Below are 20,176 nucleotides of genomic sequence, written 5' to 3'. Positions count from 1 at the left end.
ATGAAAAAAATTCTATGCTTTATATATGCCGCACTGGTATGCGCGCTGTGCTTTGTATATGCCGATACCGAAGTTTCAAGCGGTAAACTTAAATTGGTTATTGAAGATTACGACGGAACATTTTTTTTATACCGCAAAAACGCTAAAGGCGCGTACGTATCCCTTTTGGATTCAAAGCGCTACAGCGCCAACTCGGCTTTTTACGCATTGATTGACAGAAGTGTGCAAAAACTGTCGCGAAGCGGCGGCGTCCGTATAAAATCGAACGCATTGGAACAAGGTGCCGAATTGAATTTTACCGTACAAAATAAAATGGCATGCACTATTGTGTTTACTTTTATTTCCGACGGTGTACACGACAGCGAAGCTTTGTGCGTGGACATACGCGCTCAAAATACCGACGACGTACAGCACCTTATGGGAATAAAAGCCGTGTTCGACACGTGGCTGGGCGAAAATTCGGGTGTGCATTTTTCCACCGCTTTGCAGGACAGCGCCGCCGCCGAATACTATTTTACCGATATGAAAAACGAGCGCTGGATACAATCGGCAAACGGCGAAGTTGCGCTGCGTCTTTTGTTTTTCGGCGGGGATATAACAAAAACACAAACGGTTGCGCTGGCAAACAAAGACGTGCTTGCCGTTCCGGTGTGGGCGCCCGTTTTGGTTCCGCAGCGAAAATTCGATTCAATACAATCGTTTAATAATTCGGCTGTAAGCGCCGCGTGGAATCCGCAATACCTTGATCCGAATGAAACGCTTCAAATACGTTTTTATATTACCACGGGTGCAGGAAGAATTCCGCCGGCTGATTTTGAAAATTTGTACCGCAATTTTGACAATGATGCTATGAAAAAATATAAACCCGATGCGGAAAATATCGGCTCTTATCCTCAGCTGCCTTTTGAGCGCGAGCGCTACGATTTAACCGATGAAGAAACGGCTTATATACACTCGTTGTTGGAGCGCATACGCGTTTTGGAAGCAAATCCGGCTTCCGCAAAGCCTGAAGAGATTATACGCTTAAATGCCGAAATAGATGCCGTGCTTTCAAAGGTAAAACGGTAGGCGCTATGAAAACGGATGTTTTAACAAAGGCTAAGCGTTTGCTCAATGCGCGCCGCTTTCCCGAAGTAATTGCGCTTTTGGAACCGCTTTTGATCGATTACCGCGATTCGTTTTCGTTTTATTACACATTGGGAACCGCTTGCTTGTATGTCGGAGATATAGGCGGGGCGGAACTGTATTATAAAAAAGCGCGCAATTTAAAACTGACCGACACTGCGCTTATCAATGCGCAAGCGGTACTGTTTTTGCGCCGCGGCGATGTGCAAAAAGCTGTTGAATATTACCTTGAAGTGCAAGAATACGATTCGGGCGAACCGACGGCAAAAAAAGCGCTCGATTTTATAAAAAAGAACAGCGATGCGGAAAAACTGAACGCGGCGGTTCAAACCGGTAAAATCCGTCAATTTTATCCGCCTCTGGCTATGCATCCTGCCGTGCGTATTTTAATTGCGGCAAGCGCTGCCGTTTTATGTGCGGCTTTTGTTTTATTTGTGTTTGTAACACCTTTTAAACACACGGAAAAACGGGCGGATCTTTCTTCATTTGTGCTTACTGTAGAAGAAAAGCAAAATGCTTTGGTTCAAGATACCGCCTCATCGGTGTTTAAGTGCATTCTTACCAAAAAAGAATTGGAAAAAGCTTATGCCGACGCTCAAATGTATTTTCAAAAATACAAAGATAATGCCGCTCAAGTGGAAATCAATCGTATATTAAATTCAAACGCTTCATCGGCTATACGGCAAAAAGCGCGCCTTTTAATGGACTATTTAAAAGAACCCGGTTTTGATACCGTCAGCGACAACTACGGCTATACTGCCGTGCAATCGCAGCCGTGGCTGTATATGGATTGCTGGGTAGTGTGGTCGGGCAGGGTAACAAACGTCGATTCGGGAGCAAGCGAGTACCGCTGCGATTTTTTAGTAGGCTACGATACGATGAAAAAAATGGAAGGTATAGTTCCTTTGGTTTTAAAACAGCCGGTTGTTATAGATACGGCTTTGCCCGTAAGCGTTTTAGCCCGTATCGGAATTGAAAACGGACGCCTTGTGCTTAAAGGTAAATCGGTATACCAGCCGGTTCGCGCTCAATAATAAACGGCGTGTGTTTGTCTTTAGCGTGCATAACGGTAATCGGTGCGGCACGGCGGCAAAATAGGCATAAAACACAAAAAAGAAAAAAATGTGCGGAAAAATTAGATAAAAATGAATAAAAATACCTAATAATATATAGCGGGAGGCTATAATGGCTAAAGTAACAAACGAAATGCCTGCAACATCTGATATGCAGGGAAAATTGCAAGCTTTGGAAGCCGCTCGGCTGCAAATCGAAAAGCAGTTCGGGCAAGGTTCTTTAATGAAACTTGGAACTTCATCGCACACGGCGGGGATTGACGTTATTCCGTCAGGTTCTATCCTGTTGGATGAAGCGCTTGGTATAGGCGGTTATCCGCGCGGCCGCGTTATAGAAGTATACGGACCCGAATCTTCAGGAAAAACGACGCTTACCCTGCATGCTATTGCGGAAGCACAAAAGATGGGTGGTATTGCGGCGTTTATCGATGCCGAACATGCGCTTGATCCGGCATATGCAAAAAATCTGGGTGTTAATATCGACGAACTGTGGGTGTCGCAGCCGGATACGGGAGAGCAAGCTTTGGAAATTGCCGAAAGTTTAGTGCGCTCCGGTGCGGTAGATGTTATCGTTGTGGACTCGGTTGCAGCTCTTACTCCGCAAGCGGAAATCGAAGGCGATATGGGCGATTCGCACATGGGATTGCAAGCACGTCTTATGAGCCAAGCGCTGCGTAAATTAACCGCCATTATCGGAAAATCAAAAACTTTGCTTATCTTTATCAACCAAATCCGTATGAAAATCGGAGTTATGTTCGGCAATCCGGAAACGACAACCGGAGGCAATGCACTTAAATTTTATTCTTCGCTTAGGCTTGAAGTGCGCCGCATAGAATCCATCGATGCAAAAGGTGAAGAAGACGTTGTGGGAAACCGCGTGCGCGTAAAAGTAGTAAAAAACAAAGTAGCGCCGCCTTTTAGAAAAGTGGAACTCGATATTATGTTCGGTAAGGGCGTTTCCGCTTATGCCAGTTTGCTCGATTCTGCAGTGCGACACGGCTTTATAGACAAAAAAGGCGCGTGGTATACAACCGAAGACGAAAAAGTCGGGCAGGGAAGAGAAAACGCTATAGCCTTTTTGGAACAAAATAAAGATTTTGCGGCGGATATTGAAAAGAAAATACGCGAAAAACTTTTTCCGGGGCAAGTGCTGCCTAAAAAAGACGCGGCGAATGCAAAAGCTGCTGCACGTACGTCAAATGCCGGTGTAAATGCAAGTGCTGCCGGTTCTGCAAGTGCCGGCGCTAACGGCGCAGTAAACGCTCCAAGTTCTGCAAGTGCCGCCGCGCAAAGTGCAAGCGCGGGTAGCTCAAGTGCGCCGAACGCAAGTGCGTCTGCCGCCGCTTCTGCCGCAAACGCTGCTGCAGCAAATCCCGGCGCCGATTTGTTTTAATATGCCGCCTTTTTCGGTGGTTTTGGGACTCGGTTCAAATCTTCCTTTTTGTGCAAACGGGCAAAGCCTTGAACCGCTCGACATACTCAAAAAAGCATGCCGCTCAATACAAGGTTTTTTGAGCGGCATAAAACTTTCATCGGTGTATACAAGCGCTCCTATGTATGTGGAAAGGCAACCCCTGTTTTACAATATGGTGGTTTCCGGTTTTTTTGACGGAAGTGCCGAACAGCTTTTGCGTTTAACGCAGCAAACCGAAGCCGCATACGGGCGCACAAGAACTAAAGAAACGCGCTTTGGACCGCGCACACTCGATATCGACATCGAATTGTTTGCCGATATGCACATACAAACGCAAACGCTGCACATACCGCATCCGCGCTTAAGCGAAAGAGCTTTTGTGCTGATTCCTCTGCTGGAGATTTTAACCGAACCTGCCGATACTCAAAAGAGAACTTTTTATGAACACTGTTTGTGTGCACTTGCCGTTCAAAAAACAAGCGGTGCGCACTGTGTTTGCAATACCGATGCGTACAGCTTTGAAGTTTTGAATACGGTGTGTAAAGTATCGGGTATTAAAAAGTTTTGCAGCCCCTTTAAACTTTAAGAGGAGCTTACTACACGAGGAGGCGCAGCGTGGAAGAGTATGCGGATCAAACGGAAACGGAACAATCGACGGTTTTTAAACTCGGACAATTCGAAGGGCCGCTCGATTTATTGCTTTTTTTAATTAAAAAAAACGAAGTCAATATTTACGACATTCCCATCGGAGAAATTACCGAACAGTTTTTGGAATATCTTGACTATGCGGTTACTACCGACCTTGCCAGTTTAACCGATTTTTATGCAACCGCCGCAGATTTGTTATATATAAAATCCCGTATGCTTTTACCGGTTGAAGCCGATTTTGCCGATGAAGATATGGAAGATCCGCGCAAAGAATTGGTTGAAAAACTGATTGAATACCAAAAATTTAAAAAATTATCCGAGCTTATGGAAGAAAAAGAACAGGAAGCCGAATGGACTTTGGAAAGAAAAAAAATACAGCGCGTTTTGCCTTTTGAAGAAGACGAACTGTGGGAAAAAATCGATACATGGTCGTTAATGAAAACTTTTTCGCAGCTTATCGGTGCTTATTCGCACGAACAAATTATGAGCATGTACGAAGAAATTTCGGTAAGCGAGAAAATGGCGCTTATGAACGAGTTTTTTGACAACAAAGGTGAATGTTTTTTTACGGATTTGGTTGTACAAAAGGGCAATATTATGGACATTGTATGCGCTTTTATGGCAATATTGGAAGCGGTAAAATTCAAAACTGCCTGTATTTACCAAAACCGTATGTTCGGTGATATAAAAATCAGGCCGGTACAAGCCGCCTAAGGGTACTGCGCGCTTAAATAAAAAAAGCGCTTCCCTGCGGCTGTACAATGCCAGCGGGGTTGTAAGTGGATTTAGACAAAGAAACGGCGCTTGTAGAAGCGATTTTTTACCTTGAAGGAGAGCCGCTCAATACGGAAGCTTTGGCGCGTATTTCCGATTTGTCCAAAGAAGTGGTGGCGTCTGCTTTAGAACGTTTGCAAAAGCGCTATAGTGCAGCAGATTGCGGCGTTGAACTGACGCAAATATCGGGCGGCTGGGTAATTACTCCTAAAAAAGATTTGTGGGGCTTTTTAAAAGAGCGCTACGGTAAAAAAAACGAAGGAAAACTTTCCCGCGCGGCAATGGAAACGCTTTCTATTATTGCATATTCCCAGCCTATAACGCGTGGAGAAATAGAAGCCATACGCGGCGTATCCGCAGACAATATGATACGCTTGCTTGCCGAGCGCAATTTAATTAAAGAAGTCGGTAAAAAAGATATTCCCGGTAAACCTTCTCAGTACGGCACGACAAAAGACTTTTTAAAATTTTTTAGACTGAACAGTATAGCCGATTTACCTAAACTGGATGAAACCGAAAGTGAACGATTCGAACTTGCCCGCTGAACCGATACGGCTGCAAGTGTATCTTGCCCGCTGCGGGGCGGCAAGTCGGCGCACGGCAGAAACTTTTATCAGTTCGGGCCGCGTAAAAGTAAACGGCGTTGTAGTCGACACTTTAGGAACAAAAGTGTGTGCAAGCGATGAAGTCAGTTTGGACAACCGCGTTTTAAAACCGGAACAAACTTTGCGCTATGTGCTGCTCAATAAACCTGCAGGTTATGTGTGTTCTATGGCAGACGAACAGGGAAGGCAAACGGCAGCTTCTCTTTTGCAGCCGTTTTTTAAAGAACGCTTGTACAATGTCGGCAGATTGGATATGTTTTCTTCAGGACTTATTATTTTTACCAACGACGGACAGTTTGCAAAAAAACTGCAGCACCCTTCGTCGCTTATAGAAAAAGAATACATTGTAAAAACAAGTGTTCCGTTTCCCCGGGAATTGGCGCAGCGTTTTGAAAAAGGAATACGCATAGACGGTGTTTTTTATAAATGCCGTTGTGCACAGCCGCTTTCCGCGCGCAGTATGCGCATTGTGCTTGTTGAAGGAAAAAACCGCGAAATACGGCGCGTATTTGATTTTTTTGAAACAGGTATCCGCTCCCTTGAGCGTGTGCGCATAGGAAATATACGTATAGACGGTTTGGCGTGCGGCGCTTTTAGAGAATTAACTGATGCGGAATTACATTTATTCGAGGAAAAATATGGTTATAGCAATTGACGGTCCTGCCGGAACGGGAAAAAGTACGGTTGCCAAAGCGGTTGCGCGCACGCTGGGAATAGCGTTTTTAAATTCGGGCAGTTTTTACCGCGCCGTTACGCTCGATTTATTGCAAAACGGTATAGATATGCAAGACGAAAAAGCGGTAACGCAGCGTGCGCGCTTAATAAAAATGGATTACGTAAACGAGCATCTAATTTTAAACGGAACGGACGTTGAGCACTTACTGCATTCGGACCAAGTGGACGCTCATGCCGCTCAAGTATCCTGTATTGTAGAGCTGCGTCATATTATAAACGAAAAACTGCGTAAACTAACCGATTCGCTCAGTTTTGTATGCGAGGGCAGGGATATGACTACGGTTGTATTTCCTCATGCCGATTACAAGTTTTATTTGGACGCATCGATAGACGCCCAAGCCGAGCGGCGTTTTAAGCAAGGAGTAAGCAATTTATCGCTTGAACAAATAAAACAATCCATAATCGAGCGCGACAAAATCGATAAAAATAAAAGAGAAGGAGCGTTAAAAATCGCTTCGGACGCGCATTATATCGATACAACGCTATTGACCATTGAACAGGTTTGTGAGATAATAATACGAAAAATTAAGATTAAGGGTTAAGTATGGATAAGACGGAAGTGGCAGTGAATGACGCCCAAAACTCCCCGGAGAACATTCAGACACAGTTACAGGAAGAATATCTTAAAAGTCTTGAGACGCTTGAAGAAGGACAGCTCGTTGACGGTATTGTTATACAAATAACACCTGATCAAGTGTTTATCGACGTAGGGTATAAATCTGAAGGTAAAATTCCGATATCTGAATTTTCGGAATTGCCGAAAATCGGGGATACGGTAAGTGTTGTTTTAATTGCAAAAGAAAACAAACACGGTGAAGTTATTGTTTCAAAGCAAAAAGCAGACGCTAAACAATTGTGGAAAAATTTGCGTCAAGCTTTTCAAGATAAAACACCGGTGGACGGTGTAATCGAAAAAGCCGTTAAAGGCGGTTTTGAAGTTAATTTAGGCAGCGATATGCGTGCTTTTTTGCCTATAAGCCAGTCTGATATGCAAAGGGTTGAAAAACCCGAAAAGCTTTTGGGCACAAAGAGTAAATTTTATATAGAACGTTTGTATTCGGACAATAAAGCCAATGTAGTGGTAAACCGCCGCCGCTACATGGAAGAAAATATGGAAAAAAAGCGCGAAGCATTTTTTAACGATGTTTCCATCGGCGATACGGTAACCGGTACGGTAAAAAGTTTTACCAGTTTCGGCGCTTTTATAGACTTGGGCGGCTTTGACGGACTTTTACACATAAACGATATGAGCTGGGGACACGTAACGCGTCCGAAAGACTTTGTAAAAAAAGGACAGGAAATTACGCTAAAAGTAGTCCGCCTCGATCCGGCGGAAAAACGCATAAACCTGTCGCTTAAACACTTTAGCGAAGACCCCTGGCTGCACTTTGAAGACAAATATCATGTAAACGATATCGTTAAAGGGCACGTAACCAAGCTTGCCGATTTCGGTGCTTTTATCGAATTGGAAGAAGGTATTGAAGGTTTGGTACATATCAGCGAATTTTCGTGGGTACGCAAAATAAACAAACCTTCCGACGTAGTTAAAGTCGGTGACGAAGTGGAATGCATGGTACTCGGCTACGATATTCAAGCAGGTCGCGTATCGCTGGGCTTAAAGCAAGTAACGGCGAACCCATGGGACAATATCGCTGATAAATATCCTGTAGGAACCCGTTTAACGCGCAAAGTGGTTAAGTTAACCAATGCCGGAGCCTTTGTGGAATTGGAAGAAGGCATAGACGGCTTTTTGCCTGCCGAAGATTTATCGTGGAAAAAGAAAGTTAAACATCCGGGAAGCGAATTGTCCGTTGATCAGGAAATTGAAGTTATCGTTACCGAAAACGATCCTGAAAACCGCCGCATCCGCTTAAGTGTAAAACATCTTACCGAAGATCCGTGGCAGCCCTTTGCAGCATCTTATCCTGCAGGCTCCGTTTTGGAAGGAGAAATCGTTTCGATTACCGATTTCGGTTTGTTTGTGCGGGTTGATGGCGACATTGAAGGTTTGGTTAATAAATCGAATTTAAGCGAAGATAAAGACGAACCCTACGAAGAAGCGGTAAAAAAATACAATGTGGGCGACAAAATCAATGTATACGTTGTTGAAATAAACCCTGAAAAACAAAAAGCCGCTTTTTCCGTTAAAGAATTTAAGAAAAAAATGCAGCGTGCTGAAATTTCGCAGTATATGTCGGCTTCGGATAACGACGAAGACGGCGCATTTACGCTGGGTGATTTGCTGAAAAACAAACAAAGCTGATATCGGCTGGCTCGCTATGACATCTCATGCCGTTGACGTCGAAAAGCTGAATACCCTTGTCGAAATTAACGCTTGGATAAATGAAAGTTATGCCGACTTGGACGCATTGCTGGTTCATATTTTGGAATCGGCAATGCGTTTGGTTAAATGTGAAGCTTCTTCGCTTTTACTGGTAGAAAACGAACAAACGCTTAAATTTAAAGTTGCTTTGGGACCTGCAGGCGTAAAGGTAATGTCGATTCCCGTTGCGGTAAAGGGAAGTATTGCCGGCTGGGTTGTCGAAAACGATAAATCACTTATTATAAACGATGTATCCAGCGATCCGCGCTTTTCTTCCGGTGTACAGGAAAAAACGGGCTATATTACCAAATCTATGACCGTCGTGCCGCTGCGGGTAAAGCAAACCTGTATCGGCGTTATTGAGCTTTTAAATAAAGAAAACGGCATTCCTTTTGACGAAGATGATTTGAGCATTTTGGAATTGTTAAGCGTTCAAGTGGGAATCGCTTACCAAAATGCCGCAACTTACCGGCAAGCACGTAACGAAATACACGAATTGAAAAATGCACTGGCTGCGCGAAGCGAATTCCATAAGTTTATTGCAGCAGATCCGGTAATGCTCGATTTGATAAAAGTAATCGAACAAATTGCCGCTACCAATTCGTCGGTTTTGATTTTAGGCGAAAGCGGCGTCGGCAAAGAATTGGTAGCCGAACATATCCACTTAAAAAGCGCGCGTTGTTCAAAACCGTTTGTGCGGGTAAACTGCGCTGCTTTATCGGAACAGCTTTTGGAAAGTGAATTGTTCGGTCATGTTAAAGGTGCGTTTACCGATGCCGTTTCCGATGCGGCAGGACGTTTTGAAGCTGCCGACGGCGGCACTTTGTTTTTGGACGAAATAGGAGAGTTTCCGCTTAACGTACAGGCAAAGCTGCTGCGCGCTATACAAAACCGCAGTTTTGAAAAAGTCGGTTCAAGCAAAACCGTAAGGGTTGATGTACGCATTATTGCAGCTACTAACCGCAATTTGGAAGAAATGGTAAAAAAGGGTACGTTCCGATCGGACTTGTATTTTAGGCTTAACGTACTGCCTGTGCAAGTGCCGCCGCTTCGCCAACGCCGAAACGATATAGAAGCGCTTGCCGATTTTTTTAGAAAAAAGTTTTCGGTTGAAACAAAAAAGAATTTTAGCGGTTTTTCGGACAGCGCATTGCATTTACTTCACACCTATTCGTGGCCGGGAAATATCCGTGAATTGGAAAATTCGATAGAACGCGCGTGCGTTTTGGGAAAACCGCCGTTAATTTACGCCGAAGATTTACGTTTAACGGCGGTTGAAAATACCGCTGTCCAAAGCTTTGATTTACGTGCGCACGCGGATAAACAAAAGGGCGATATGTCGCTTAAAACAGCTTTATTCGATTTTAAAAGAGCTTATGTTATCAATGTTTTGGAACAAACAGGGTGGAATCAAACGGAAGCTGCAAAATTATTGGATGTACAGCGCACGTATGTGTGCCGTTTATTAAATGAATTAAAAATACGCTGATCAAGCGGTACAGGAGTTTTGATATGTCGGAAACGGAAAAAAAGACACTGAGCGATTATGTGGGAGCGGCAATTTTAAAGTACCGCGTAGTTATTTTAAGCTTTCTTGCCGTGCTTATCGGTGCGGCGCTTATTGCAGGTATTGTACTGTCGCTGCTTTCCGCACAAAAAAAATCGGGACTTGCTGCGGTAGACGCTTTGCAATTCCGCTTGGAAAAAGTGCAAAAAGAAGAGCAAACGGCTGAAGCGCAAATAACCGAAATTTTAAACGGATTTAACGAACTGGTAAAAAAATCGGCAGGCGTTGTACGCGTTAGAGCCGCTATGGCTGCAGCTGATATCGATTTTGACCGTAAAAATTGGGAAGAATCCCGTACAAACTGGGTTTTGGCAGCAGAAACGCAAAAAAAATCCTATACGGCTGCGATATGTTTTTACAATGCTGCCGTATGCAGCGAAGAGCTTGGCGACTTCGACAATGCCGTAGCTTACTTTGATAAAGCATCGCAAGCAGAAGATTTTCCGCTTGCGTCAAAAGCTATGTTTAACGCAGCACGCATTGAAGATCAAAGGATGAATTACCAAGCGGCTGCCGAACGTTATCAAAAATTAAACGATACGCACAGCGGCACCGACTGGGCTAATTTGGGCAAAAGCCGTATAATTGCTTTGCGTTCGGAAGGAAAAATCCAGTAAGCATGCCTGTGCGTTTGTTGTGCCGTTTGACAGTGTGCTTTTTTTTGCTGTTTACTTCATGCGGGTTGGAAACTTTTTACGAAATAAATCCGCCCGAAAATGCAGTGCCGCAAAATCCTGCCGACGGTACAACGGTTAACACACAAACGTCGACGGCGGAAACCCGTAAATTTGAATTTTCTTCGGTGCAAAATACCGGTTTTATCGCTTCGGGAACCGAAGTGTATTACCGCATTTATAATTCGCAAGAAACTTTGCAAAAAGATGCCGCGCAAATAAATGCGGTGAATAAAGATAACAGTGCCGACGGATTTTATAAAATGCAAAGTTTAAACTATCGGCGCATACGGACATCTTCCGGAAGCGATATGCTTATAGAAGGAAGTCATAGGGTTGTTATCAGACTGGTAAATGAAGGCGCCGCGTTCCCCTATACTTATAATTTGGGCGTTTTTTACGACGGTATTCCTACTGCCGTACCTTCTTTTAATCCGCGCCGTTACGGCGATAAAGATTTTCATTTCGGCAATACGGCAGCACAGCTTCCAAAAAGCGGTGACGGAGATTTTGAATTTTCGTCCGCTTCCGGCGAATACTGGTTTGTAAACGCTTACGCGGTTTCCGTCGGTTTAAATCCTACAACATGGGCGCGCTCGGTAAGTAAAGTGCTGCCGCTCGGTTTTTTAGCTTTTAGAAAAGAGTAAAGCTTGCAAACTTAAGCAAAGTAAGCCGACGTCTTGCATTCAGGCGGTATACAAACGCCGCTTTGCTCCTATTTACTTTCAAAGTAAGTAAATACGTCTACAACGTCCAAATACACGCCGTCAAAACCGCGCGATGTTATTTTGTCCGTATAATTGAATATAATGTTTTGCCATTCGCTTTCCCAATAAGCGACTATGTAATTTCCTTGCCAATCGGGATTTTCTTTTTTTAGCCATGACGGTTTTTGTTGTTTCCATTCCTGCCGCCAATAGTAGCGGTAATCTTCGGCTTCCCCTATGCTCATATAGCATATAATAAGGCGCCGTGCTCCGTTGTTTTTGCGCTGTAAGCGCTTCACGTCTTGAGCGCTTAATTCCGTTCCGTTAAAAAACAAATCGACGACAATAAGGTCGTAATCGGTTTTAGCCATGTCGTCTATAAACTCTTCTTTTGTTTTGTAGTGCTCCGGGTTAATTAAATATAAAAAATTCCGTGCTTGAGCAAGCTCTTTTATATCGTTTGTATTTACACGAAACGGTTTTTGAGGGTATTTTGGAACGGCGTTTAACGCTCTTTGGTCTGCGGCAAAAGAAATGTAACCGTTTTCGGCATTTTTTTTGTAAGAAAAATCGGTATTTTCTTTACCCTTACAATAATCTATAACCAATACGGATTTTCCGTTTTGTGTGTACACATCGAGCCATGTTTTTAAATATTCGCTGACTTTTTTGGGTGTGGGCACATTGTCTTTTTCGTAGCCGAAGTATACATCTTCGCGTCCGATACCGTTTATCCGGCTTACGTATTCTTGTGCAAGCGGTCCGTCAGATTCGTCGTTTAACGTAATCAACTCTTGACCGTTTTGCGGTATAACGATAAACGAGGGATTTTGCACCCGTGCTTTTTGAGCTATGGCGCTGATAAAGCTGCGCATTTCCGAACGGAAATCGATACTTTGTAAATCGGCTTTGTCCTGCTCCGAGCTGCGGCATGAAAAGCATAAAAAAGCGGCGGCACTTAATATCAGTGCAAAGGGTAATACAATTTTGTGTAGTTTATTCATATAAACATCCTTATACGTTTTCTTTATTTTGTTCGATTTGCATGTCGATATCTTTTAAAAACACATCTATTTCGCTGCGGATACGGTTTAAAAAACTTTGATTTAAAAAGTTTTTGTCGGATTGCGGATTTTTATACCCGTCGGGAAAGTGTAAATATAGGTAACTGCATTCACTCAAGCGTTCTAAAAGTTCGCCTTTTGATACGGCAGGTAGTGATCCGGTCAGTATGCCGCGTAAATCGGTTAAGCGTTTTTTTTCGGCAAGATAAAAAAAATCAATTGGAGCGCAGCTTTTATTAGTGCCGGTGCCGGCATTTTTTTTATTGTCTTCGACCGCAGATGAAGCAGAGGTACTTGTGCCGTTATTGCAAAAAAATGTATCCAACATAGCGGATGCTTGTGTTTCGGTTAAGCGCGGCAAACCGGTGTCCAAGCCTTCATCTGCAAGGTCGTATACTTGAGCCGCATTTTTATAGCGCGCGCTAAACAATTGAGCATAGCCGCGTAAAGCAGGGTCGCATACAAAATCGCTGCCGCTTTTGCTTTTTGCAAAAAAAGTACCGTTACGGAATGCGCTTTCGGGATTTCCTGCAGGAAAAAAGCGGTTTGAGACACGGTGGCTTTCTTTTTGCGACGGAGCCTCTTTACAGTGGCTTATACCTGCAGGGTAGGAAAAATCGAGACCACATGTAAATACCGGAACGTTTTGCGCGCGCAGTAAAAGCGCGATTTCCATAGATACCAAACCTACAGAACCGAGCGGCGGCAGTACGCTTAAATTACCGAGTGTTTGTTTTATGCGCTCAAGCAAAGGGTTCGCATAATATTCCGATATAAAAAACGATACGCTGCCGCCGGTAATGCGCAGTATTTGCGCTCTTGAACACAAGTCGGCTATAAGGGGAATATCGGTACCCGCTGTTCCGGTAAACGCTTTGCTTGTTGCAGCTTGACTTTCTACGGCAATAACGGCGTCGGCACGTATGCCTTGGTCCAAAAGAGAGCGGAGTGCGGCGTCTACCGCAAGAATATGCAAACGCGTGCGGTTTATGCGGATAAAAGGAATAAGGCGGTTTAAAGAAGTGCCGGCGCCGCATACTAAAATCGGGCGGCATACCGATTGTTTTACGAGCGGAACGGAAACAGCCGCGCGTGCGCAGTTTTTAAGTGCATTGCGGGAAAAAAGGCGGCCCAGTCTAACGAGGGTTATGCGGTTTTTCCAAAAAACGTTTATGCTGTTTTGTGCGTAATCGGCTGCGGCATCGTAAAAATCTTTATGTAAGCGTACTCCCGCAGAACCGTCGATTACGCTTATACGGCGGAATGTTCCCTCGTTCGGCAATTTGTCGCCAAAATAACGTTCACGGTTTTGCTGATTGTCCGGAAAGCCGCCTTTTTCGAGCAGCACTGCCGTATCCTGCGCGCGCTCAAGCAAAACGATTGCCGACGGTACATTTGCTTCCGCTGTTTTTTCCGGCGTGCCGATTGTATCCTGCACACCGCTTGTCTTTTGCATAACGGCTGCAGGGGGGGCGCTGGTGCTTGTTTTTTTTAGTACACTTTTTTTTAACGTGCTTGCCGCTTTACAATACAAACGGTACAAGTGTACATCTTTTTCAATGCCGAGGATAAAACAGTTATCGGCGCGCTGTGAGGCAAGCTTTTTTTTAATAAGTTCTACGGTAAAAGGAAGTACGGGAGAAAAACATAAAATCAGCGTTCCGCTTTGGAACGTAAGCGAATCCAAAAGCGTGCGCAGCGTTTTTTCGGGATCGTAGCGGGAAAACAAATATTGTCCCGCGTATAAAACCGACATTCCCCGCTCGGTTTGTACCGTTTGGATAAGAGTGCCGGTTGTATCGATTAAAACGCCGTTCGCCACCGAATTTCAGCTGTTTATAAAATACTTAAAAAACACATTAAACAAATTGTTTTTTAAGTGCGGGCTGCGCATAAAATACGATTGCACGGCGGCACTGTCCGACTGAGATACGTAATACGGATACATAAAATTCATTGTGCCTGCAGCAGCCACATCGTCATTTTCAATTTTTTTAAGACGGAGCACGGTTATGTTTTTACCCGTTACGAGCGGAGAAGACAACTCTCCTTCGGTTAAAGAAAACGCGGTTTGTAAAAAGCTTTCGTTTGAAGTTTCTTGAGATAGCTGCGGTACTTCCTGCACGGGCAGGGGAGAAAGAAGCGGCACATTACCGTAATTTATCGGAAACAAAGGAATATCGGATGTTTGCGCATTGAATTGCGCTGCGGCGGAAAAAAAGCCTTCTACGGCAGCTTTTGCCGAAAAGTCTTTTGCAATGTTAATGTAGTAATCTTCTATAATTCCGGCTTCATAAATGCTCATATAGTGTTGTACAACGTTCAGCATTTCGGCGGAAGTAAAATCAGGCTGAATGCTTTCGCCGTTTGCATAAAAAATGGAAAAGCCGAAACTCGTTTCAGTTACATCGCTTAAAGAACCGCTTGCAAGTTCGGTTATTTTGGCAAGCTGTTCTTCCGACTTTATAAGATTTTTAAGCCGGTAATAATAGCTTTCGTTTAATTTACCGGATGCATCGCTGTACTGCTTAGTTGAGTATTCGCTTACCGCATCGGCAAATACCAGTTCATTGTTTTTAAGTTGCGATAAAATTTTCTTTGCTTCCGCTTCGCTGTTAAGCGTTATAATCGATAAATCATATACGGTAAAAAGCTGTGCATTGTTTGTACCGAACAAAGCGGCTTCGCTTTGAGGATAATCTGCGGTAGAAAAAAATGCTGCGTCAAAAGAACGCTTGTGTACTCCCATGTCCGATATAAATTGAATTTCGGCCGCCGAAGTTTTTAAATTGCCGATATCGTTTGCATAACGGCTGTATACAAGCCGGTTTTCAACTTCTTTGCGGATTTCAGCTTTGCGGCTGTCCGGCGTATCGCGGAATATTTTTGCCGAATATACGCCGTTTGCATTGTAAAAATAAGGCAGCATTGAACGCTCTACCAAAGGTTCGGGAGCTTTGTAACCGCTTCTTTTTACTTCGTCGCTAAAAGCTAGGGTAATAACCGTATCGCGGAATGCGTTGTTAAAAACATCGAATAAATCGCTTTCTTGCGAGCGTCCGGTTTTGTTTGAATTCTTTTTTTGCTGTTCGTAGTAAGCAACGGCATCCAAAAAGTATGAGCCTTGCACGTATTCTATTTTTTTATTTTTGTATGAACCCAGCGGCGGCAGCTGTGTTTGTTTGCCGGGAAGCATTGCCGGAATAACGACAAAAGATACTGCCGCAAGAATCAGTATAACAACCGACCCTATATACAACAGCGTTTTTGTAACGCTTTTATGACCTTCTTTTTTCATGCGTGAGTCCTTGTAACAAAATGGTATATTAAACGAGTTTATCACGGTGAGCAAGCTGTGTCAATGTATATGCTATCGCTAAAACTATTGATTTTTTATATATTTTGATATATATTTATTTACGATTTGTTATATTAAGGAGATTTCAATGAGTAAAACAAGTTGCAAAAAAACGAATATCTTTTTTTATTCGGTTGTAGTGATGCTTGTTGCACTGTTTCTCTGTATCGGTTGTAAAAATGTTGCCGATGAAAGTGATTTTTCATTTTTGAACTCTGCTGCAGGTAAATCCCTGTACGCACAAGTGCCTTTTGGGCAAAACGGTGCCGGCTTGGATGCCTATCTAAAAAAAGCTTCCACAGAACAAGTGAACCGTATTGAACTAACCGGTCTTACACAGGAAGATTTGAAAGCTAAAAAAAATAAAACAAGTAAATTAGCAAAAATACTGCAAGAAAATCCGGATAAAAAAATTGATCTTAAATTCGACGGTGCAATAGAAAATCTTACCGAAATGTGCTACAGCTTTGCCGGCTGCACCAATTTGGTAAGCGCTCCGGAAATTCCTAAAACCGTTACAAAGATGGACGGTTGCTTTAAAGGCTGTACTTCTCTTGCAAAGGCGCCTGTCATTCCCGACAGCGTTACGGATTTGGATTATTGTTTTGAAGGCTGTACCGCGCTTACGGAAATGCCGCTTATTCCTAACAACGTTACCGACCTTACCGGCTGTTTTAAAAATTGTACTGCGCTTACAAAGGTATCTAAAATTCCGGACAGTATTAATGTGATGAGCTCTGCTTTTGAAGGCTGCACGGCGCTTCAGCAAGGACCGGAAATTCCTTTTTCGTCTGAAATGAATATTGCAACTTGTTTTAAAGGCTGCAGCGAACTTCGTTCGGTTACGCTTAACTGCAATTATATCAGTGAGTCTAATTTCGGCAAAGCTTTTGAAAACTGCTTAAATTTGGATGACGGCGGTATACAAGTGCCTGCGGAGCAATTACCTATGTATATAGCTAGAGCGTCCGTAATGGGTACGACGCCGGATAAGTTTAAAAGTAACTAAGCGACAGTTAAAGTGAGGAAAACGATGAAAAAGATTGGAGCAGTTGTATTGCTTTCGGTTTTTGTGCTTACGCTTGTAACAAGCTGTGTTACGCACACAAGGGTTAGTTTTAACACCGATGTTCCCGGTGCAGACGTATATGTCGACGGCGAATACATCGGAAAAACTCCTGCAACCACGCGCATGAGCAATGCCGTATGGGACGATCCCGACATTCTTATCCGCAAAGATGGTTATAAGGATATACACACGGGAACAAAAAAAGAAATAAAAGCCGTTAATTTAATTTTCGGTTTGTTTTTTTGGTTGCCGTCTTTGCTGTGGGTGCAAGGACCGCTTTCGCACCAGTATTATATGTTAACTCCTGAAAACAACAATTTAAATACTTAAGTTTTATCGATTTGCCAGCAGCGGTGTATGCGCTTGTTCCTAAAGTCTTCGGGGATTGTGCACTCGCCGATGTCGGTTACCGTGCACGGCGCACCTTTTGCCGTGCACGTGCGTACAAAATCTTCATCGAATTTAAGCGTGCGGCTGTTTGAAGAAAAATACAGCGTGCCGCCTTTGTTAAGCCGCTTAAGGCACAAGGCGGTAAGAACTTGCCAATCGCGGTTAATGTCGAGCACGCCGTTCATTTTTTTTGAATTGGAAAAGGTCGGCGGGTCGAGGATAATGATATCCCAGCTTTGGTGCGTGTTTTGCAAAAAGGCGAGCACATCGCTTTTTACAAGCGGGTAGCGCTTTTCGTCGGTAAAGCCGTTAAGCACAAGGTTGTCGTGCGCCCAATCCAAATACGTCGAAGATAAATCAACCGACGTTACCTGATGTGCGCCGCCTGATGCCGCATATACGCTAAAAGAACCGGTATAGCAAAATAAATTTAAAACCGTTTTATTTTGTGCTGCGCCGCGCACTGTTTGGCGCAATATGCGGTGGTCAAAAAACAAACCGGTATCCAAATACAAAACAAGGTTTACGCAAAAACGCAAGCCTTGCTCTTGCACAATTATACGCCTAGCCGAATCTTTGCTCTGCCGTACAGCTGCAGCTTTTTGAGCTTCAGTTTGCATGGCAGGAGCGGTTTGTGCGCTTTGTTTTTGGTATTGACCGCTACCGTTTTTTCGCTGCCGGTAGCGCGTTTTGGTAAAAATATTGCACTCCGCAATATGCAATGCGCTGCATGCGGCTTTTTTTATAGCGTTCAGCCACAGCTCTTCTTCGGCTTTGTCTTTTTCGTACGGGCGTTCATATAAGTATAAAACGGCATAGCTTGTAAGCGAAAGGTCTTCGTATACGTCAAGACACACGGGAATTTCGGGGATATCGCGGTCGTACAGCCGGTAGCAGCTTATACCGTTTTTGCGCGCCCATTTTTTTAGGTGGCGGCTTCGCTTTATCAGCCGGTTTATAAACAGCTGCGCTTGGCATGCCGTTTTACCGTCTGATGCCGTCAATCTTTAAGCCGCTGCGGTTTTTTATTGTTAAGCATAAGGCTGAGCATGGCATAGCCGGAAGTTAAATCTTCTCTTTGGCACACTACGTCTTTGGGCAGCTTTAATTTAACGTTGGTAAAATTCCATATAGCTTTTATATTTGCCGCAACCGCTTTGTCCGCCGTTTCTTGCGCGTATGAAGAAGGTACGGTTAAAATGGCAATCGAAGCTTTTAATTTTTTTACTTGCTCTTTAAGGTCATCCATAGAATATACGGGAACTCCGTGTATGTCGGTGCCGACCTTTTTGGGATTGGTATCAAAGGCGGCTACAAAGTGCAAACCGTGAAATTTGAATTCCTGATAACCTGTAAGGGCGGTTGCCAAATTACCCGCTCCTATAATAACGGTGTTTTTGGAACTGTCCCAGCCTAAAAAATGTTCTATTGCTGCAATAAGAGCGGTAACCGGATAGCCTATTTTCGGTTTACCGCTGATACCGGTAATTGCCAAGTCTTTGCGTACTTGAATTGCTTCCAAATCAAGTTCACGCGCTATTACCGTTCCCGAAATAAAGTCATAGCCTTCGCTGACGGCATTTCTGATTATATGCAGATAAGACGGCAAACGTCTGATTGAAGGGGTTGCCGGAATTTTTTTTCTTAACACGATTTTTCTCCTGTAATGTTTAAAATTTTCTTGGAAACAGTATACACTATAAAATCGGTAATGTGAAGCTTTTTCTAAACTTTTTTACCCCGTTTCCGAAAATAAATATATGATGAACGATTTTTCACGCACGGTAGACATATTGCACCGTGCTTTGGATGCGAGCGCACTGCGCTATCAAATTACGGCTCACAATTTGGCAAATGCGGAAGTGCCCAATTTTAAACGCACGCACCTTAACTTTGAAAGCGAACTTAAAAAAGCCTTTGAATCGGAAAAAACGGACAAAGACATTGCCCGGCTGGTTACTTCCGATGAGCGGCACATAAAAAACGAAACCTTTATAGATTACCGCACGGTTGAACCGCGCCGGGTTACCGATTATTGGAGTACGGTAAAGGCAAACGGCAACAACGTAGATGCCGAACAAGAAGCTATGAATGTACTGAAAACGCAAATGAGTTACCAAATGTTAACTCAAATGGAAAATTTTCAGTTTTCGCAAATGAAAGTTATTCTTAAATAAACGGGGGTAGGGTATGGGATTTTTTTCGAGTATCAATATTGCGGCAACGGGCTTAAGCGCTCAGCGTTTGCGTACCGACGTTATATCGGATAACATTGCCAATGCGACTACCACCCGCACACAAGAAGGCGGTCCCTTTAAGCGCTCGCGCGTTGTGTTGGCAAGCGCTCAAAAACATCCTACGTTCCGCAGTCCCTTTGTTCCCGAAGATTTGGACAACGGTGTCGGCAAGGGCGTGCGCGTTATGAAAATCGAAAAAGATACCACCGAAGGAAAGCTGGTGTACGACCCCACCAATGCCGATGCCATAAAAACCGGACCGAATGCAGGCTATGTTGAATATCCGAACGTTAATATCGTAAACGAAATGATAGATCTTATTTCGGCTTCGCGTGCATATGAAGCGAATACTACGGTTATTCAGGGGGCTAAAGAAATGTTTCAGCAAGCCCTTGTCATCGGTCAATAAAAAA

General features: G+C 43.8%; 19 protein-coding genes and 1 pseudogene. 15 read left to right on the top strand and 5 right to left on the bottom strand.

Features of this window, described 5'->3' with window-relative positions; genetic code table 11:
- The 11 genes and pseudogenes from HMPREF9193_RS08590 to HMPREF9193_RS08535 all read left to right on the top strand — a co-directional run bounded on the left by HMPREF9193_RS08590 (position 1) and on the right by HMPREF9193_RS08535 (position 11,585).
- Positions 1–1,068 (top strand): hypothetical protein, encoded by a 1,068-nt coding sequence (locus tag HMPREF9193_RS08590; RefSeq protein WP_021687726.1) that lies wholly within the window; start codon positions 1–3, stop codon positions 1,066–1,068.
- Positions 1,069–1,073: 5 nt separating this feature from the next.
- Positions 1,074–2,159, top strand: coding sequence for a tetratricopeptide repeat protein (locus HMPREF9193_RS08585; RefSeq protein WP_021687725.1), 1,086 nt, complete (start codon positions 1,074–1,076; stop codon positions 2,157–2,159).
- A gap of 151 nt (positions 2,160–2,310) precedes the next feature.
- Positions 2,311–3,591, top strand: a complete 1,281-nt coding sequence (gene recA, locus HMPREF9193_RS08580) for a recombinase RecA (RefSeq protein ID WP_021687724.1) — start codon at positions 2,311–2,313, stop codon at positions 3,589–3,591.
- Between the two features lies 1 nt (position 3,592).
- Positions 3,593–4,198 (top strand): 2-amino-4-hydroxy-6-hydroxymethyldihydropteridine diphosphokinase, encoded by a 606-nt coding sequence (gene folK, locus HMPREF9193_RS08575; protein WP_021687723.1) that lies wholly within the window; start codon positions 3,593–3,595, stop codon positions 4,196–4,198.
- 29 nt (positions 4,199–4,227) lie between these two features.
- Positions 4,228–4,974, top strand: coding sequence for a segregation and condensation protein A (locus tag HMPREF9193_RS08570; protein ID WP_021687722.1), 747 nt, complete (start codon positions 4,228–4,230; stop codon positions 4,972–4,974).
- Between the two features lie 65 nt (positions 4,975–5,039).
- Entirely contained in the window at positions 5,040–5,579 is a 540-nt protein-coding gene (gene scpB, locus HMPREF9193_RS08565; RefSeq protein WP_021687721.1) for an SMC-Scp complex subunit ScpB, read from the top strand.
- On the top strand, positions 5,554–6,294 hold the full coding sequence (locus HMPREF9193_RS08560) for a pseudouridine synthase (protein WP_306699055.1): 741 nt from the start codon (positions 5,554–5,556) through the stop codon (positions 6,292–6,294). Before scpB ends, HMPREF9193_RS08560 begins: the two co-directional genes overlap by 26 nt.
- A pseudogene (gene rpsA / locus HMPREF9193_RS08550) lies at positions 6,278–8,637 on the top strand (30S ribosomal protein S1). The gene HMPREF9193_RS08560 and the pseudogene rpsA overlap by 17 nt, the downstream one beginning before the upstream one ends.
- A 16-nt stretch (positions 8,638–8,653) precedes the next feature.
- The gene (locus HMPREF9193_RS08545) at positions 8,654–10,186 is read left to right on the top strand and encodes a sigma-54-dependent Fis family transcriptional regulator (RefSeq protein ID WP_021687717.1); all 1,533 of its coding nucleotides are present in this window, start codon (positions 8,654–8,656) and stop codon (positions 10,184–10,186) included.
- Between the two features lie 23 nt (positions 10,187–10,209).
- Positions 10,210–10,881: a tetratricopeptide repeat protein gene (locus HMPREF9193_RS10910; protein WP_021687716.1), complete on the top strand. Its 672-nt coding sequence runs from the start codon at positions 10,210–10,212 to the stop codon at positions 10,879–10,881.
- Positions 10,882–10,883: 2 nt separating this feature from the next.
- Positions 10,884–11,585, top strand: coding sequence for a hypothetical protein (locus HMPREF9193_RS08535; protein WP_040848043.1), 702 nt, complete (start codon positions 10,884–10,886; stop codon positions 11,583–11,585).
- A 68-nt stretch (positions 11,586–11,653) separates the two neighbouring features.
- Here HMPREF9193_RS08535 and HMPREF9193_RS08530 read toward each other — a convergent pair whose 3' ends face one another.
- Genes HMPREF9193_RS08530 through HMPREF9193_RS08520 form a run of 3 tightly spaced genes read right to left on the bottom strand, consistent with a single transcriptional unit; the run spans position 11,654 to position 16,007 of the window.
- Positions 11,654–12,649, bottom strand: a complete 996-nt coding sequence (locus tag HMPREF9193_RS08530) for an endo alpha-1,4 polygalactosaminidase (protein ID WP_021687714.1) — start codon at positions 12,647–12,649, stop codon at positions 11,654–11,656.
- A 10-nt stretch (positions 12,650–12,659) separates the two neighbouring features.
- On the bottom strand, positions 12,660–14,531 hold the full coding sequence (locus HMPREF9193_RS08525; protein WP_021687713.1) for a 6-hydroxymethylpterin diphosphokinase MptE-like protein: 1,872 nt from the start codon (positions 14,529–14,531) through the stop codon (positions 12,660–12,662).
- Between the two features lie 6 nt (positions 14,532–14,537).
- Positions 14,538–16,007 (bottom strand): peptidylprolyl isomerase, encoded by a 1,470-nt coding sequence (locus HMPREF9193_RS08520; protein ID WP_021687712.1) that lies wholly within the window; start codon positions 16,005–16,007, stop codon positions 14,538–14,540.
- A gap of 148 nt (positions 16,008–16,155) precedes the next feature.
- On the opposite strand from HMPREF9193_RS08520, the gene HMPREF9193_RS10905 reads away from it, so the two are divergent.
- Entirely contained in the window at positions 16,156–17,076 is a 921-nt protein-coding gene (locus tag HMPREF9193_RS10905; protein WP_021687711.1) for a leucine-rich repeat domain-containing protein, read from the top strand.
- 24 nt (positions 17,077–17,100) lie between these two features.
- Positions 17,101–17,466, top strand: coding sequence for a PEGA domain-containing protein (locus tag HMPREF9193_RS08510; RefSeq protein ID WP_021687710.1), 366 nt, complete (start codon positions 17,101–17,103; stop codon positions 17,464–17,466).
- On the opposite strand, the gene HMPREF9193_RS08505 is transcribed toward HMPREF9193_RS08510, so the two are convergent.
- Entirely contained in the window at positions 17,463–18,530 is a 1,068-nt protein-coding gene (locus HMPREF9193_RS08505) for a class I SAM-dependent methyltransferase (RefSeq protein WP_021687709.1), read from the bottom strand. The two genes, HMPREF9193_RS08510 and HMPREF9193_RS08505, sit on opposite strands and share 4 nt — an antisense overlap.
- Positions 18,527–19,177, bottom strand: a complete 651-nt coding sequence (locus HMPREF9193_RS08500; RefSeq protein ID WP_021687708.1) for a redox-sensing transcriptional repressor Rex — start codon at positions 19,175–19,177, stop codon at positions 18,527–18,529. The genes HMPREF9193_RS08505 and HMPREF9193_RS08500 overlap by 4 nt, the downstream gene beginning before the upstream one ends.
- A 112-nt stretch (positions 19,178–19,289) precedes the next feature.
- Here HMPREF9193_RS08500 and flgB point away from each other — a divergent pair, with 112 nt between their 5' ends.
- Both flgB and flgC read left to right on the top strand, forming a co-directional pair.
- Positions 19,290–19,703, top strand: a complete 414-nt coding sequence (flgB, locus tag HMPREF9193_RS08495; protein WP_040848041.1) for a flagellar basal body rod protein FlgB — start codon at positions 19,290–19,292, stop codon at positions 19,701–19,703.
- Positions 19,704–19,716: 13 nt separating this feature from the next.
- Positions 19,717–20,172, top strand: coding sequence for a flagellar basal body rod protein FlgC (flgC, locus tag HMPREF9193_RS08490; protein WP_021687706.1), 456 nt, complete (start codon positions 19,717–19,719; stop codon positions 20,170–20,172).
- The last annotated feature ends 4 nt before the right edge of the window (positions 20,173–20,176 follow it).

It is taken from the genome of Treponema lecithinolyticum ATCC 700332, from assembly GCA_000468055.1.
In the GTDB taxonomy this organism is placed as follows: Bacteria; Spirochaetota; Spirochaetia; order Treponematales; family Treponemataceae; genus Treponema_C; species Treponema_C lecithinolyticum.
The sequence above is the reverse complement of the archived record's forward strand: the minus strand, read 5'-3'. Positions and strand labels throughout refer to the sequence as shown.